We start from the raw sequence: 16,024 nt of genomic DNA, 5'->3' as shown, positions 1-16,024 counted from the left end.
CCACAAATTGGGGTCAGTTCATTATTCGATAACTGCTTTTTTATATTTTCTTTACACGACTTAAAACATAATATATTTGTAATATAAATTAAAGTGCAAAGTATTTTGGAAAATAATAATTATGACTCTTTTATTTATAGGACATCTAACAATTTTGTTATATAGATGCATAAATATTTAATTGTATTAACGTAGAAAAAATTGTATAATTAATTGATGAAAAAGTTGAATATTTTTATAAAGTTTAACGTACAAAATTTAAAAGTTGATTTAATAAACATATTTAACTATAAATGGATAAAAATAAGAGGTGAAATATGCAAAAGGAAATCAATAAACAACCTTCTTTTCAAACATTCAAACCATGGTTATTAACTATCATGTACTTGGTTATTTTAATAGCCTTATACTTAATTTATGGTACTGGCGATACACATAATAACTTTATATATAATGAATTTTAATGAAGGAGACTAGCATGAAAGACATCATTCAGACAATTATAGAGAATGGAAAAAATTTTCCAGACCAAGTTGCAGTTAAGCACAACGATGAAAGTTTGACATATGAAGCATTAAACCAGTATGCGGACCACCTTGCTGTTATATTAAAAGATAACTAAAAGCCCATTGATTTTATATGGGCGCATGTCCCCGTATATGATAGTAGGAATGATAGGAAGTATTAAGGCAGGTTGTGGTTATGTACCGATTGATACCTCTATTCCTCAAGAGCACGTTGTATCTATTATAAATAAAATAGCGCCCCAATATTTATTAAATACGACTGATGCGCAGTTACACATAGAGGGACCATCTATTATTACAACAACAGCATTATTAAACGTAGATGGAGATAGTCCCATAGAAAATAGTATAAATGATTCAGCTATAGCCTATACTATTTTTACATCAGGTTCTACTGGTGAACCTAAAGGCGTACAAATTAGTTATGAAAGTTTGAACCTCTTTACAAATTGGATGATACAACTAAATCAATTAGGATTAAACCAACAGTGGTTAAACCAAGCGCCATTTTCATTTGATCTATCTGTTATGTCTATTTATCCTTGTTTAGCAACAGCAGGGACGTTGAACTTAGTAGATAAAACAATGATCAATAAACCTAAGTTATTAAATCAAATGTTAGAAGAAACGCAGATCAATGTATGGGTATCCACTCCTTCTTTTATGGAAATGTGTTTGATGTTACCCCATTTAACAGAAGCGCATTATAGTAGTTTGAAAGAGTTTTTCTTTTGTGGTGAGATGCTCGCTCATAGAACTGCTCAATTATTACAACAACGTTTTCCTTCTGCGTTTATTTATAACACTTACGGACCGACAGAAGCTACTGTAGCAGTAACAAGTGTTTTGATTACTGAAGACATTATTAAAAAATATAACCCTTTACCAGTAGGCATACCACAATCAGGAACAAGTTTAACTTTAACGGAGGAGGGCGAACTTGTAATTTTAGGAAAATGTGTGAGTGAAGGGTATGTTAAAGATAAGACGCGTTCAGAGAAAGTGTTTAAAATGCAAGATGGACAGAAAGCTTACTATACAGGCGATAAAGCACAATTAAAAGACAACCAATGGTTTATAAATGGTCGGATCGATTATCAAATTAAATTAAATGGTTATCGAATGGAACTTGAAGAAATAGAGTGTCAGTTACGTGAAGTAGATTATGTTAGAGAAGCCATTGTTGTGCCAATGTACCGAGACGGGAAAGTGATCAATTTAAATGCTGTAGTTGTTCTTAATCATGTTGAAGACCATATGGATAACCAAACTATAACGCACCAAATAAAAAAGGAATTAAAACGTTTAATTCCTGAGTACATGATTCCTAAAAAGATAACTTATACAGATAAATTACCACTTACAATGAACGGAAAGTTAGATCGTAAGAAGATTGCTGAGGATTTATTGAAATGATTCCATACGGTGACTTTACATTCTTTTTTATAGCATTTTTATTATTAATACCAGTTATCATATTAGGGTTTTTGGGGAAACGTAGCAGAATTTATAATGGTTTAAGTACAGCCATCATGATTATGTTAATATTCTCTTCTGATAAACATAATCTTTTTGGACAAACGTATTTAAGCGTGCAACTAATCAATTTTTTACTTTATATTATATGGCAAGTAGTCATTATTATGTATTATTGGTACGCTCGCGCCAAAAACAATAAAATAACAATATTTATTACAGTCATTACGCTTTCTATCTTGCCCCTTGTAATAGTGAAAGTCATGCAGAGTTCATGGTTTGGAGCAGTACAATTAAAACTTCATGAAAACAAAGTAGTTGAGTTTATAGGGTTTTTAGGAATTTCATATGTGACGTTTAAAAGTGTTCAGTTATTAATGGAAATTAGAGATGGTTCAATCAAAGAAGTACGTTTTTGGAAAGTCATACAATTTATATCTTTCTTTCCAACGATTTCTTCAGGGCCGATTGATCGTTACAAGCGATTTGTTAAAGATGAAAATAAAGTTTTAAATGGCAATGACTATAGTAGTTTATTTGCTAAAGCAATCCATTTCATCATGTTAGGTTTTTTATATAAATATATTATTGCATATTTAATACAAACATTTGCTATTAATCCAATGATGCTAGATTTTACAGGTATGATAACAAAGTGGTTGTACATGTATGCTTATAGTTTATATTTATTCTTTGATTTTGCTGGTTATTCATTATTTGCTATCGCATTTAGTTACATATATGGCATTCAAACACCACCAAACTTCAAACAACCATTTAAAGCTAAAAATATTAAAGACTTCTGGAACAGATGGCACATGTCATTGTCTTTTTGGTTTAGAGATTGTATTTACATGCGTTCACTATTTTTTATGTCAAAGAAAAAGTTATTAAAAAATCAATTTGCAATGTCGAATGTTGCTTTTTTCTTAAACTTTTTAATTATGGGTATTTGGCATGGTATTGAAATATATTATATATTATATGGTTTATATCATGCGGCACTATTTATAGGTTATGGTTATTACGAAAAGTGGCGAAAAAAACACCCGCCACGTTGGCAAAATAAATATACCACTGCTTTAAGTATTATTGTGACATTTCATTTTATAACATTTGGTTTTCTTATCTTTTCTGGGAAACTGTTTTAAAATTAGGAGGAATTATAATGGAATTTAGAGAACAAGTATTAGCGTTATTAGCTGAAGTAACTGAAAATAACATCGTGAAAGAAAATCCAGATATCGCATTATTTGAAGAAGGCATTATTGATTCATTTCAAACAGTTGGGCTTTTATTAGAAATTCAAAACCAATTAGAGATTGAAGTTTCTATCATGGACTTTGATAGGGACGAATGGGCAACGCCTAATAAGATAGTAGCGGTACTAGAAGAATTACGATGAAAATAAAACCTTTTACCCCAATTATTATTAGCCTTTGTTTATTTGGAATTTTCTTAATATTACCATCAAGTTGGTTTAGCGGATTAATTACTACAAAAACATTGGAAAAACAACGCATTGCATTATCTGACCAAGTATTAAAAGGTACTTTAATCCAAGACAAAATGTTTCGTTCAAATGCATTTTATCCTATATATGGATCGAGCGAACTAGAAAAAGATGATTCATTTAACCCAGCCATCTTATTACGTGATCAAACGGTATATTCACAACAACCATTTTTAATTGGAACGGGCGGATCTACTGACTTGATTAATGCAATAGAATTAGCAGCACAGTATGACAATTTAAAAGGAAAGAAAATGGCTTTTATTATTTCGCCCCAATGGTTTACGAATCACGGGTTGACGAATAAGAATTTTGATGCGCGCATTTCAAAAACGCAATTAAATCATTTATTTAACCAAAAAAATTTAAGCCCGGAACTTAAACAACGTTACGCGAAGAGATTATTGAGTTTTAAAAATGTATATAATAGAAATTATTTAGAAAAAATGTCTAAAGACAATGTAAGTGAGACAGACCACTATTTATCATCATTTAATACCACTCAATTCGAGAAAATTGAAGCGATCAAATCACGCGTGCCACTTTCAAAAACAGAATTAACAGATACCGAGCCTATTACAGCTCAAGAGGCATCCTGGCAAGCTATTCGTAAGCAAGCTGAAATTCATGGTGCAAAACACTCACAATCAAATGCATTTAAGATTAGAGATGAGTATTGGGACTTAATAAAAGCGCATAAACGCAAAATTAATAGAGATTACGAATTTAATGCGCATTCGCCAGAATTCAAAGATTTAGAGTTACTAGTAGACACAATGCGTGAAGCTGGCGCTGATGTTGAATATATTAGTATCCCTTCAAATGGCAAATGGTATGATCATATTGGCGTTCATAAAGAAAAACGTCAAAAAGTGTATGATAAAATTAATCACACTGTTATTAGTCGTGGTGGGCGAATTTATGATATGACAGATAAAGATTATGAACCGTACGTGATTAGTGATGCGGTACATATAGGATGGAAGGGTTGGGCTTATATTAGTGAGCATATTGCGCAACATATGCATCGCTGACTAACAGGTAATAGTATACCTTTATTTATAATTTGAAACATATTTTAAAAATCATGATATAAATGTAACATGAATCGGACCCGAAAATGCTTGCTATAAGCTTATTTTCGGGTCCAATTCGCCAATGCCTAAGTAGGATTATGATGTTTTTAGAAAATGGGCTTGTTGTCTCTCTAAGTGAAGGATTCTAAAGCATTTAAATCTTGTGTTGTTTTTATTTATAAATGAGTTAATAAACTAGAATACTTGTTCTACTTCGACTACTCCAGGTACTTCTTCATGCAAAGCACGCTCGATGCCTGCTTTTAATGTGATTGTTGAACTTGGGCATGTACCGCATGCACCGTGTAATTGAAGTTTAACGATTCCGTCTTCTACATCTACAAGTGAACAGTCGCCACCATCACGTAGTAAGAAGGGACGTAATTTTTCAATAACTTCTGCTACTTGATCAAACATTGTTACGTTTTCAGTTGGCATGGAAATGCCTCCTTTCAAGTATATTATTTCATTTTCTATCTATCTTTTTATTATAATAGATATATAAGAAAAAATCTATCAATCAAGACAAAAGGGGATAAGTTAATATGAATAAAGTAAGTGTAGTCGTTTATGGCGCAGATATTGTGTGTGCGAGTTGTGTCAATGCACCAACAGCTCGAAATACGTATGATTGGTTGCAACCGTTATTAAAAAGAAAATATCCAGATACACAATTTGAATTTACGTATATTGATATTGAAAAAGATACAGAAAATTTAACTGACCATGATCAGCAATATATTGAACGTATTCAAGAAGATGAATTATTCTATCCGCTTGTCACTATGAATGATGAGTATGTTTCAGATGGATATGTTCAACTAAGAGATATCACTCAATTTATGGAGCGTCATTAATTATTTAATAAAGACACGGCCGTGTACTTTTCGAGTTAATGTATTAAAGAAAAGTCAGGTCGTGTCTTTATTTTAATATTATACAAGTTTAGCCATTATGGTATTTATATAACCATAATACGCCTGATTTTAAGATTGAGGCTAACCGACCAGTAACAGTTCGGTCCATAATATATGCAAATCCTTTTTTGTCGCCTAAAGAACCTAAGAACCCTTGAACTTTAAGTTCAGGCATTTTTTCGGGAAGTGGTTTACCTTGCCATTGTAACTTCATCACATCAGCAATTTGATCACCTTGAACTTCTGCAAGTTGTGCACTAGGTGCATGAGGTAAATCTGCACAGTCACCAACAACATATACGTTTTTATAAGTAGGCACTTGGTGATATTGATTTAATATAACGCGCCCATCTTTACTAATATCGATTGGTAGATTTCTAACAATTTCAACGGGTTGGATACCTGCTGTCCATACAATTAAATCTAATTCTTCTGGCACATCATTATTAAAAATCTTACCAGGTTCTACACGATTAATATCAGAATTTGGTACTACAGTTACGTCATTTTTTTTAAACCAATTTTCTATATAACGACTTAACTTTTCAGGGAAACGACGTAAGATACGCTCTCCACGATCATATAGGAAGATTTGTAAGTCTTCACGACTTTCGCGTAATTCACTTGCTAGTTCAATGCCGCTTAAACCAGCGCCTACAATGCCTACCTTAGCCCCGTTAGGTAATTCGCTAATATGGTGAAATGTTTCGCGTGAACTAGATAATGTTTGAATACTATGTGTATATTCCGAAGCGCCTGGAACGTTGTGATATTTGTCCTCACATCCTAGTCCTATAACTAATTCATCATAATCCACTTTCGTATTTCCAACAGAAACTATTTGGTCCTCTAAATTAATATCATTAATTTCTCCATATACGGTGTTAATACGCTCTGAATCTGGGAAATTCATACGAATATCTTTGTCTGATTTTGTGCCAGCAGCTAATTCATAGAATTCTGGTTTCAGACCATGATAAGGCATACGATCAATCAATGTAATAGAATAATTTTCAGGAAGTGCAGATGGTAAAATATGAGACATAATACGCATATTACCATATCCGCCACCTAATAGTACTAAGTTTTTCATTTATGATACCCCTCTAGTAAAAATAGTATTGATCAATTTAATAATAGCATGATGGTTTCGTAATGAACCATCAATGTTATTATCTTATTTTGTCAATGTAAGTTAATAAATATAATGTGGTTAAATCATATTCGTTTTTTCATTGAACGAAACACTAAATTTTAAAATAAGCTTACTTAAAATTATTATATGCTTTTTTGTATACTTCTACAAATAAAGACGATGCGTCATAATTTGTAAAATATAATAATTTTGAATACAAAACGATGATAACAATATATATAAATGCTGTGAATGGCGTTTTATACGAAAATATATATCGCTTTAATTTAATTTTGACAAAAAAATTTTAAGCACATAAAAAATACAATCATAAATTTAAAATTTTACGTGTTAGTAAATGCGGTTTAGTGTGGAAAAGTTAACATCAATGCAATGATAAAATAAGCAACGTAATTTAAAAAAATACGATTTTAAAAAATTGAATTATATAAGCTAGTATGTAGTCAGTTAGGGATTGTTTTTGTTATAATTATTAAACTGACAATTAATGAGAGGGTGTAATATGAATCCAATAGTTGAGTTCTGCATTTCGAATTTAGCGAAAGGCGGAGATTATGTATATAATCAACTTGAAAACGATCCAGGAGTTGATGTTTTAGAATATGGTTGTTTACAAAACTGTGGTATTTGCTCAAGTGGCTTGTATGCATTAGTAAACGGTGATATCGTTGAAGGAGAATCACCAGACGACTTATTACAAAACATTTATGCACATATAGAAGAAACATGGATTTTCTAAGGAGGTAATTTAAATGGCAGTAATTGAATTAACAGAAGCTGCAGCATATGAAGTTAAAGATATGATGCAACAAAATGATATGCCAGATGGATATTTAAAGCTTAAAGTAAACGGTGGTGGCTGCACAGGATTAACATACGGTATGTCAGCAGAAGCTGAACCAAGTGAAAATGACGAAGTATTTGAATTTCATGGTTTAAAAGTACTGATTGATAAATATGATAAACCTGTATTAGAAGGTACCAAAGTTGATTTTAAACAATCGCTTATGGGCGGTGGCTTCCAAATTGATAATCCAAATGCTATTGCATCTTGTGGTTGTGGTAGCTCATTTAGAACTGCTAAAGTTGCCGGAGCGCCAGAAGATTGTTAATAATATAAAACCAAGCATTCAAAGGCTATAGTTCGACCAAATATAGAGAGAACTATAGCCTTTTATATGTTTATGTGAAATAATAAACAATATGGGTATTACGGCTTGAAAATAAACTGTAAAAACTATAAAATTAGTGTTGGATGAAAAATGTCTTTTTTGTGAAATTCTAAAAATTGTTTAACGTATAAAAAAAGACTGTCGCAACAAAAAAATGATGAAAGTTTAGGTGAATGAAATGGCTCAAGATCGTAAAAAAGTATTAGTTTTAGGCGCTGGTTACGCTGGTTTACAAACTATTACAAAATTACAGAAGCAACTTTCAGCTGATGAAGCTGAGATTACATTAATTAATAAAAATGATTATCACTATGAAGCTACTTGGTTACATGAAGCTTCAGCAGGAACACTTAGTTATGAAGATGCATTATATCCAGTTGAAAGTGTAATTAATAAAAACAAAGTAAACTTTGTTAAAGCAGAAGTTACAAAAATCGACCGTAATGCTAAGAAAGTAGAAACTGATGCAGGTATCTTTGATTTTGATATCCTAGTTGTTGCTTTAGGTTTCGAAAGCGAAACATTTGGTATTAAAGGCATGAAAGACTATGCTTTCCAAATTGAAAATGTATTAACTGCTCGTAAATTAGCACGTCACATCGAAGATAAATTTGCTAACTATGCGGCTTCGAAAGAAAAAGATGACAAAGATTTAGCTATTATCGTTGGTGGCGCAGGATTTACAGGTGTTGAATTCTTAGGTGAATTGACTGATCGTATCCCTGAACTATGTAATAAATATGGTGTTGACCAAACAAAAGTTAAAATTACTTGTGTAGAAGCAGCGCCAAAAATGTTACCACAATTCTCTGACGAATTAGTAAACCATGCTGTAAGTTATTTAGAAAGCAAAGGTGTTGAATTCAAAATTGCAACGCCAATCGTTGCTGCTAATAAAAAAGGTTTTGTAGTAAAAGTTAATGACGAAGAACAACAATTAGAAGCGAATACAGTTGTATGGGCTGCTGGTGTTCGTGGTAGTAAATTAATGGAAGAATCATTTGAAGGTGTTAAACGTGGCCGTATTGTTACTAACCAAGATTTAACTATCGAAGGTTACAATGATATTTTTGTAATTGGTGACTGTTCAGCATTTATTCCTTCTGGAGAAGAGCGTCCATTACCAACAACTGCACAAATTGCAATGCAAGAAGGCGAACATACTGCTAAAAACATTAAAAATATTTTAGAAGGTCAACCAACACAAGAATTTGAATACGTTGACCGTGGTACAGTATGTTCTCTAGGTGCTAATGATGGTGTTGGTGTCGTTTATGGCAAAGACATCCAAGGTAAAAAAGCTGCATTTATGAAAAAAGTCATTGATACTCGTGCAGTATTCAAACTTGGTGGCATTGGCTTAGCATTTAAAAAAGGTAAATTTTAATAATTAAATCATAAGTGTTAGCTATACATTTATGATGATATACATGATAAGGCTGGGGCATAAATAAATGTCTCAGCCTTAAATATAATATTGGCGGCGAAACGTTGTTTCGACAGTAGTTTTACATTTGTTGTTCGATTCAACCATCTGGTTCACACCAAGTGATAATTTCTGGGCCGAAAATCAGAATTTTATTGCACCTCGTCCGTGTCTTTGTTCTACTTAATTTGTAGATTAAAGCGTAAAATTGTGAGATGCTATGAATGAATGGAAATGGAGGATTATGAATGGATGCAGTAATTAATACAACTACAAATTTTGAGAATGATACGCTTATTGTTGGCGTGCCTGAACATTTGAATCAATTAGAGTCAATTAAAGTTGGAGATGATGAATTAAGTGATTTATTATCACCACTAAAACAACATCATATTTTAAGTACGAATATAGGAAAGATTTCTAGTACATTTTTTAAAATAGGCGAGAAAAAACATAAACTTATCTCAGTTGGATTAGGAAATATCAAAACGCTCGAGTATAGTGATTATTTGAAAATATTTGGGAATGTATTTCAAGCTTTAAAACAAAGCCGGGTTGATCAGGCTACATTAGTATTTGATTCATTTAAATCTCATCAACATACAAATCAGACCATTGCTGAAATTCTAGGTCAACAAAGTGAACAATCTATCTACACATTTGACGGTTATAAAACAAATAAATCAGCACCTTATCAACTTAAATTAGCTATACATACAAAAGATCAAAGCATAAGCGAATCAGTTGAACAAGGGCATGCAATCGCAACTGCAATTAACTTAGCGCGTGATTATAGTAATATACCTCCTAATATTTTAACGCCTGCATATTATGCAGATTTGATACAACAGCATTTTAGCGAAACTGAAGTTATTGTAGATGTTAAAGACAGTGTGACATTACAAAGTGAAGGGTTTGGACTGATTCATGCAGTCGGAAAAGCTTCTAAACAAGGACCACGTATTATCACACTTACTTATAACGGGGGGCGTCCAGGTGACAATCCAATTGCGCTTGTAGGAAAAGGTATTACCTATGATTCAGGTGGTTATTCTATTAAATCAAAAACAGGCATGCAAACAATGAAATTTGATATGTGTGGTTCATCTAATGTAATAGGAATGATTGAAGCGGCTCGTCAATTGGCATTGCCAATAAACATTGTTGGTGTGATTGCAGCTGCAGAAAATATGATAAATGAGGAAGCTATGAAACCGGATGATGTTTATACAGCTTTAAGCGGAGAATCTGTAGAAGTATTAAATACAGATGCTGAAGGACGTTTAGTCTTAGGCGATGCTGTTTTTTATGCAAATCAATTTGAACCGCAAGTTATTTTAGATTTTGCGACATTGACTGGGGCAGCAGTTGCAGCGCTAGGCGAAGATAAAGCCGCAGTGTTTAATAAAAATGCGACAACGTCATTAAATGCTATTCTGGAGCAAGCTAAGACAATGGATGAAATGGTATTTGAACTCCCTATGACTGCAACAGAACAAGCATTGATTAGAAAGAGTGCTGTTGCTGATTTAGTTAATCATACAAATGGGCAAGGTAAAGCTTTATTTGCCGCAACATTTATAAATCATTTCGCTGGTGACACCCCGCATTTACATTTTGATATTGCAGGCCCGGCTACAACGAATCAGCCATCATATAAAGGTCCAGCAGGCCCAACAGGTTACTTGATATTATCTATCGTTCAATGGTTGAGGACATTATGAGATAAAAAAACGTATTAAAAATAGGAACATGAATTAATAGTCGCGAGATAGGAATCATATGGTCTAAATTGAATTTCGTGGCTCCGCTTTAGCAAGCATGTTTAGACAAAAGTGTACAAAATCTAGAGTCTTGTGTAAGTACTATGCATTTTCATAAAGCGTAATATGAGCCAAAACGTTTTAAAGGGTATTCGAGGTTGAAACATTATTTATTATGTTTCAACCTCTTTGTTTATATTGTTGTAATGAAACGCAACCATACGAATGATATATTGTTTGGTTAAATATGAGAAAAATATGATTGACAATTCAGGTACTAATTGTTAATATAAATCTCGTGATACTTTAGTTCGATAACGTAATAAAGGAGATGTGCTTTTGTGATAAATGCAGTTGTTATAGCAGTTATACTGATGATTGTACTATGTTTATGCAGATTAAATGTAGTTATAAGTTTATTTATCAGTGCTTTAGTAGGCGGTTTGATTGCAGGTATGAGTATCACTGATATTGTATCTGTATTCGGTGAAAATATTGTCGATGGCGCCGAAGTGGCATTGAGTTATGCGCTATTAGGTGGATTCGCTGCTTTGATTTCTTATAGCGGTATTACAGACTATTTAGTGAATAAGATTATCAACGCGATTCATGCAGAAAATAATAAAATGTCACGTATTAAAGTTAAAATTATTATTATGGGCGCATTACTCATCATGAGTATCATGAGCCAAAACTTAATACCTGTACATATTGCATTTATTCCAATTGTAATCCCTCCATTAATAAGTTTGTTCAACGAACTTAATATAGATAGAAGACAGATAGCAATTATCATCGGTTTTGGTTTATGTTGGCCTTATGTATTACTACCGTATGGTTTCGGTCAAATTTTCCATCAAATCATCCAAAGTGGGTTTTCTAAAGCGAATCACCCAATTGAGATGGGGATGATTTGGAAAGCTATGTTAATTCCATCGTTAGGCTATATTGTTGGATTGATAGCTGGTATTTATTATTATAGAAAACCAAGACAATATGCAGAACATAAAGATATTAAAGATATGAGCCAAATTGAAATTAAACCCTATATATTAGGCGTAACTATCATTTCTATCATTGCTACATTTTTAGTACAAATGTTTACGGATTCAATGATTTTTGGTGCATTAGCTGGCGTACTTGTTTTCTTTGCTTCACGCGCTTACAAATGGACTGAATTAGATGAAAAATTTGTAGATGGCATTAAAATTATGTCATTTATTGGTGTAGTCATTTTATCTGCAAATGGTTTCGCAGGTGTGATGAATGAAACAGGGGATATAGGCAAGCTGGTTGATAGTATAAGCGGGGTGATTGGAGATAATAAATTAATTAGCATTATTGTAATGTATATTATTGGATTAGTTGTAACCCTAGGTATAGGTTCTTCATTTGCTACAATTCCAATTATTGCTACGTTATTTGTACCGTTAGGTGAATCTTTAGGTTTAAGTACCATGGCATTAATCGCTTTAATAGGTACGGCAAGTGCTTTAGGGGACTCAGGTTCTCCAGCAAGTGACTCTACATTAGGGCCAACAGCAGGTTTAGATGTTGATGGACAACATGATCACATTCGTGATACTTGTATCCCCAACTTTGTGTTTTATAACATTCCATTAATTATTTTTGGCACGATTGCAGCTATGATATTATAAACTTAATAATATGAAAATGAGGTGTCTTGAGTGACAAACATGCTTGATGTAATGAAAATAAAAGTAGAACGACAAGAACACGGGCTTATGGTTATGTCTATGCCAGTAACAGATGAAGTGAAGCAACCATTCGGCTTCCTGCATGGCGGCGCAAGTTTAGCGCTTGGTGAGACCGCATGTTCGATGGGAGCAGCCGATATCATTGATACGGACCACTATATCCCGTTAGGTTTAGAAATGAATGCGAATCACATAGGTTCCACTACTAAAGGCACAATATTTGCGACAGCTACAATTATACATGAGGGCAGTACAACGCAAGTATGGAATATAGATATTAAAGATGATACAGATAGATTGATTTGTGTCATGAGAGGCACGATTGCGATTAAGCCACGTAAACGCAATAAATAACGAAGTATAAATTAATTGACGATTTATAGAATTACGCTAACATGTATTTGAAAAAATAACTATAATAGACAGGCATATGAAACCAAATTAACTATTTGCGTTTCATGTGCCTGTTTTTTTAATTGATTATCTTATTTTTTCTTTTAATAATAATAAGGCGCCAATGCGGTTGGCAGCTTCACGCCCACCCATGATATTCCTTGCAAAAGGACCAAGTTGTAAGTCAGCTAAACCACCTGCCACAAATAAATTGGGCAACCATTCTAAATTGGTAGTGATGGAAGGTAAGCCTGCATTTGAGACTGGTGCGTTATATAGTTGAACTAACTGCTTAATTATTGGTTGTTGCATGATTGTATCTTTAAACCCGGTAGCTAAAAAGATGTGGTCGTAATATATGGAATGATGGTCTGTATAAATATGATGGCGATGAATTTCTTTTAATTCATTTATATGAATCATTAACCGGCCTTGTTTAACATATTTTTTAAGCCTTAGATACAACTCCTTAGGCATAGAACCTTGATGTCTTTCCTCTTTTATAATTGCTAATTTGGTTTTAGGATCAACAATATTATTGAAGGGCGTCATTTTTTTAGGGCCTAGCCAACCAGCATCTGCATCAAAATCATGCACATCAAGAGGTTTATTTGTCCAAAGATGAATGATTGAATGTGCCTGTTTTTTTAATAATTTTAAAGTTAAATGTGCCGCTGAAATACCACTGCCAACTACATGAGAAACGATTTTATCGATATCTATCTCTGAATCAAATATATGGGAGACGTCAGGTGCATTTTTAAATGTGGACGGTATGTATGGCTCATGATTACAACCATTTGCGATAACAACATAATCCGACTTTAGAAATTGTTGATTTGAAAGCCTAACGCACCATTGTTTTTCTTTGAGTATAATTTGATTAGCAAAAGCAACCGTGTGACTCTGATTCAGTTCAAATTCGTGTAAAAGACTATGAATATGGTCCATAAATAAATTTCTGTTGGGGCGTTTGTATGAACCATAGCTAGCATTAACATATTGATGATATTTAGCGAATTGATTTAAATGAAAAGGGTTAGGGTGAATATGATGTACACATGGAGATCGCAAATAGGGCATTTCAATCCTTTTTGTATAATGATTAAACTGTTCGCAAAGACTATGATGTGGATCAATAATATTCAACTCATGTGTCTTAATGCCTAAAGTCTTTAGTTTGATAGCAATTGTTACTGCCTGAATACCGCCGCCGATGATTGTCCAAGTAGACATTATTCCAACTCCTTTAAAACGAAATTATTACGATTTAATATATCATTGAATTGAGCAATAATCAATATTTTATAAAGCTCTAATGTGAAATGAGCGGTCTGGAAAATAAAAAGATCAGTATGAGATAGTGTTGTTTTTCGAAAAAAGTAGCTTATTGCTCCAATTTGCTTGTAACAAAGCATCTGGAGTTAAACTTGAAGTTTTAATATGGAGGGTGGTTAGGGAGTGAGGCGAGGCTTTGGTATATAAAACATTTCAGCTTTGAATATCGTATTGGGAGCATCTGACTGTTAAAGCGATACTTTTTCATTTATGAAGATGAGTAGCACTTTAGCAAGGGTTTAAGCTCGTGTAACGCTTTGTGAAGGTGAATCACTTTTATGTAAGTGTTAGTAAGGTAGTATAAACATTACTGTTAATTTTAAATCATAAAAATAACCCCCTCTAACGTTTTCACTGTTTAAGTGTTTCTTTAGAGGGAGTATATCGAATGAAGGTGTTATAACTCCATTGTTCATTGTTATATATGCATTATTTAACGGTGTTATAATTTAGTGTCTTTTAAGTCTTCTTGAATATCATCCCGCTTTGTTCTTTTAGCAGCAGGTGTGCTTAAATTATAAGCAGCTTTGATTATAAGATGACTTGCTAACGGACCAGTAATTAAAATAAATAGTATACCAATCAGCAACTGCATATTTACGTATCCTTCGCGTCCGATAAAGTATAAGAAAACGCCACTAATTAATAACATTGCACCTAATGTAGCAGCTTTACCAGCAGCATGTGCTCTAGAATATACGTCATCTAAACGTAAGAGACCAATAGCAGCGAGTGCGCTAATAAGTGAGCCGAGTATAACCAATATAAGTGCAATACTAATGATGATCGTTGTTATCATGCTCAATCACCTTACCTTTATCCATATATTTGGCGAAAACGGCAGTGCCTAAGAATGCTAGAATACCAATTAATAGGATGGCAACCATCATATATTTAGTACCTAAGAAAATACTAAATAGCGCTACAATCGCCATTAATTGTATTCCCATAGCATCGAGTGCTACAACCCTATCAGCAAGAGAAGGTCCGATAATAACACGAACTAGCATACCTAACATGGATAATGCAACGATAACTAATGCAACGATTAATATAATATTGTAGTTCATTCATATTCGCCTACCTCTCTTACCACTTTTTCAAGGGATGATTTAATACCTTCAATCTCTTCTTCTTTTGTACTGAAATCAATACTGTGTACATATATTTTTGTACGATCATCACTGACGCCTAAAACAATAGTTCCGGGTGTAAGTGTAATTAAATTTGATAATAAAGCAATCTGCCAATCCTTTTTCAAATCTGTGGGATATATAAAGAAGGCAGGTTCGTTGTTAAGTTTAGGTTTAGTAACGATGCGAATGACATCGATATTAGCTTTTATTAGTTCTATTAAGAATACGAAAAACAATTTAATTATTTTATAAACCGTAATAATATAAAATCTGCCGGGTAAAACACCGCGCATTAGGAATACTAGCAATAGAGCAAATAGATAACCTAATAGAAAATTATTAAATGTATAACTGCCAGTAACAAATAACCAAAAAACAGATAACATTAAATTGACTAATATTTGAATTGCCAT

The 16,024-nt window shown here is 33.0% G+C and carries 17 protein-coding genes and 1 pseudogene; 12 read left to right on the top strand and 6 right to left on the bottom strand.

Annotated features, from left to right (window positions below):
* Positions 1-317 precede the first annotated feature (317 nt).
* The 5 genes and pseudogenes from KA900_RS04595 to dltD all read left to right on the top strand — a co-directional run bounded on the left by KA900_RS04595 (position 318) and on the right by dltD (position 4,550).
* Positions 318-464 carry a teichoic acid D-Ala incorporation-associated protein DltX gene (locus tag KA900_RS04595; RefSeq protein ID WP_096810535.1) on the top strand — a complete coding sequence of 49 codons (147 nt, stop codon included), beginning with the start codon at positions 318-320 and terminating at the stop codon, positions 462-464.
* Between the two features lie 14 nt (positions 465-478).
* Positions 479-1,943, top strand: a pseudogene (gene dltA / locus KA900_RS04590) (D-alanine--poly(phosphoribitol) ligase subunit DltA).
* Positions 1,940-3,154 carry a D-alanyl-lipoteichoic acid biosynthesis protein DltB gene (dltB, locus tag KA900_RS04585; RefSeq protein WP_119487990.1) on the top strand — a complete coding sequence of 405 codons (1,215 nt, stop codon included), beginning with the start codon at positions 1,940-1,942 and terminating at the stop codon, positions 3,152-3,154. The pseudogene dltA and the gene dltB overlap by 4 nt, the downstream one beginning before the upstream one ends.
* A gap of 17 nt (positions 3,155-3,171) precedes the next feature.
* A complete protein-coding gene (gene dltC, locus KA900_RS04580) occupies positions 3,172-3,408 on the top strand; it encodes a D-alanine--poly(phosphoribitol) ligase subunit 2 (protein WP_096810532.1) in 237 nt (78 codons plus the stop codon).
* The gene (gene dltD, locus KA900_RS04575) at positions 3,405-4,550 is read left to right on the top strand and encodes a D-alanyl-lipoteichoic acid biosynthesis protein DltD (protein WP_210139329.1); all 1,146 of its coding nucleotides are present in this window, start codon (positions 3,405-3,407) and stop codon (positions 4,548-4,550) included. Before dltC ends, dltD begins: the two co-directional genes overlap by 4 nt.
* A 237-nt stretch (positions 4,551-4,787) precedes the next feature.
* Here the strand turns inward: dltD and KA900_RS04570 are convergent, their stop codons facing one another.
* Positions 4,788-5,030 (bottom strand): NifU family protein, encoded by a 243-nt coding sequence (locus KA900_RS04570; RefSeq protein WP_019469675.1) that lies wholly within the window; start codon positions 5,028-5,030, stop codon positions 4,788-4,790.
* Positions 5,031-5,137: 107 nt separating this feature from the next.
* On the opposite strand from KA900_RS04570, the gene KA900_RS04565 reads away from it, so the two are divergent.
* On the top strand, positions 5,138-5,449 hold the full coding sequence (locus tag KA900_RS04565) for a YuzD family protein (RefSeq protein ID WP_096810530.1): 312 nt from the start codon (positions 5,138-5,140) through the stop codon (positions 5,447-5,449).
* Positions 5,450-5,537: 88 nt separating this feature from the next.
* Here the strand turns inward: KA900_RS04565 and KA900_RS04560 are convergent, their stop codons facing one another.
* Complete coding sequence (locus KA900_RS04560; protein WP_096810529.1) at positions 5,538-6,602, bottom strand: NAD(P)/FAD-dependent oxidoreductase; 1,065 nt, start codon at positions 6,600-6,602, stop codon at positions 5,538-5,540.
* A gap of 565 nt (positions 6,603-7,167) precedes the next feature.
* Here KA900_RS04560 and KA900_RS04555 point away from each other — a divergent pair.
* The 6 genes from KA900_RS04555 to KA900_RS04530 all read left to right on the top strand — a co-directional run bounded on the left by KA900_RS04555 (position 7,168) and on the right by KA900_RS04530 (position 13,098).
* Positions 7,168-7,404: a YuzB family protein gene (locus KA900_RS04555; RefSeq protein ID WP_096810528.1), complete on the top strand. Its 237-nt coding sequence runs from the start codon at positions 7,168-7,170 to the stop codon at positions 7,402-7,404.
* Positions 7,405-7,417: 13 nt separating this feature from the next.
* On the top strand, positions 7,418-7,777 hold the full coding sequence (locus KA900_RS04550) for a HesB/IscA family protein (RefSeq protein WP_103372648.1): 360 nt from the start codon (positions 7,418-7,420) through the stop codon (positions 7,775-7,777).
* Between the two features lie 238 nt (positions 7,778-8,015).
* Positions 8,016-9,224, top strand: a complete 1,209-nt coding sequence (locus KA900_RS04545) for an NAD(P)/FAD-dependent oxidoreductase (RefSeq protein ID WP_096810526.1) — start codon at positions 8,016-8,018, stop codon at positions 9,222-9,224.
* Between the two features lie 287 nt (positions 9,225-9,511).
* On the top strand, positions 9,512-10,987 hold the full coding sequence (locus KA900_RS04540; RefSeq protein WP_210139328.1) for a M17 family metallopeptidase: 1,476 nt from the start codon (positions 9,512-9,514) through the stop codon (positions 10,985-10,987).
* Positions 10,988-11,367: 380 nt separating this feature from the next.
* On the top strand, positions 11,368-12,684 hold the full coding sequence (locus tag KA900_RS04535; RefSeq protein WP_096810524.1) for a Na+/H+ antiporter family protein: 1,317 nt from the start codon (positions 11,368-11,370) through the stop codon (positions 12,682-12,684).
* 30 nt (positions 12,685-12,714) lie between these two features.
* Positions 12,715-13,098, top strand: a complete 384-nt coding sequence (locus tag KA900_RS04530) for a PaaI family thioesterase (RefSeq protein WP_103372646.1) — start codon at positions 12,715-12,717, stop codon at positions 13,096-13,098.
* 126 nt (positions 13,099-13,224) lie between these two features.
* On the opposite strand, the gene KA900_RS04525 is transcribed toward KA900_RS04530, so the two are convergent.
* The 4 genes from KA900_RS04525 to KA900_RS04510 all read right to left on the bottom strand — a co-directional run bounded on the left by KA900_RS04525 (position 13,225) and on the right by KA900_RS04510 (position 16,024).
* On the bottom strand, positions 13,225-14,373 hold the full coding sequence (locus KA900_RS04525) for an FAD/NAD(P)-binding protein (protein ID WP_096810522.1): 1,149 nt from the start codon (positions 14,371-14,373) through the stop codon (positions 13,225-13,227).
* 544 nt (positions 14,374-14,917) lie between these two features.
* The gene (locus KA900_RS04520) at positions 14,918-15,274 is read right to left on the bottom strand and encodes a Na+/H+ antiporter subunit G1 (protein ID WP_096810521.1); all 357 of its coding nucleotides are present in this window, start codon (positions 15,272-15,274) and stop codon (positions 14,918-14,920) included.
* Positions 15,252-15,545 (bottom strand): Na(+)/H(+) antiporter subunit F1, encoded by a 294-nt coding sequence (locus KA900_RS04515; RefSeq protein ID WP_096810520.1) that lies wholly within the window; start codon positions 15,543-15,545, stop codon positions 15,252-15,254. Before KA900_RS04515 ends, KA900_RS04520 begins: the two co-directional genes overlap by 23 nt.
* The gene (locus KA900_RS04510) at positions 15,542-16,024 is read right to left on the bottom strand and encodes a Na+/H+ antiporter subunit E (protein ID WP_096810519.1); all 483 of its coding nucleotides are present in this window, start codon (positions 16,022-16,024) and stop codon (positions 15,542-15,544) included. Before KA900_RS04510 ends, KA900_RS04515 begins: the two co-directional genes overlap by 4 nt.

This window comes from Staphylococcus sp. GDY8P120P, assembly GCF_017892065.1.
Taxonomy (GTDB): Bacteria; Bacillota; Bacilli; order Staphylococcales; family Staphylococcaceae; genus Staphylococcus; species Staphylococcus nepalensis.
This window is presented reverse-complemented; position numbering and strand designations above follow the sequence as displayed.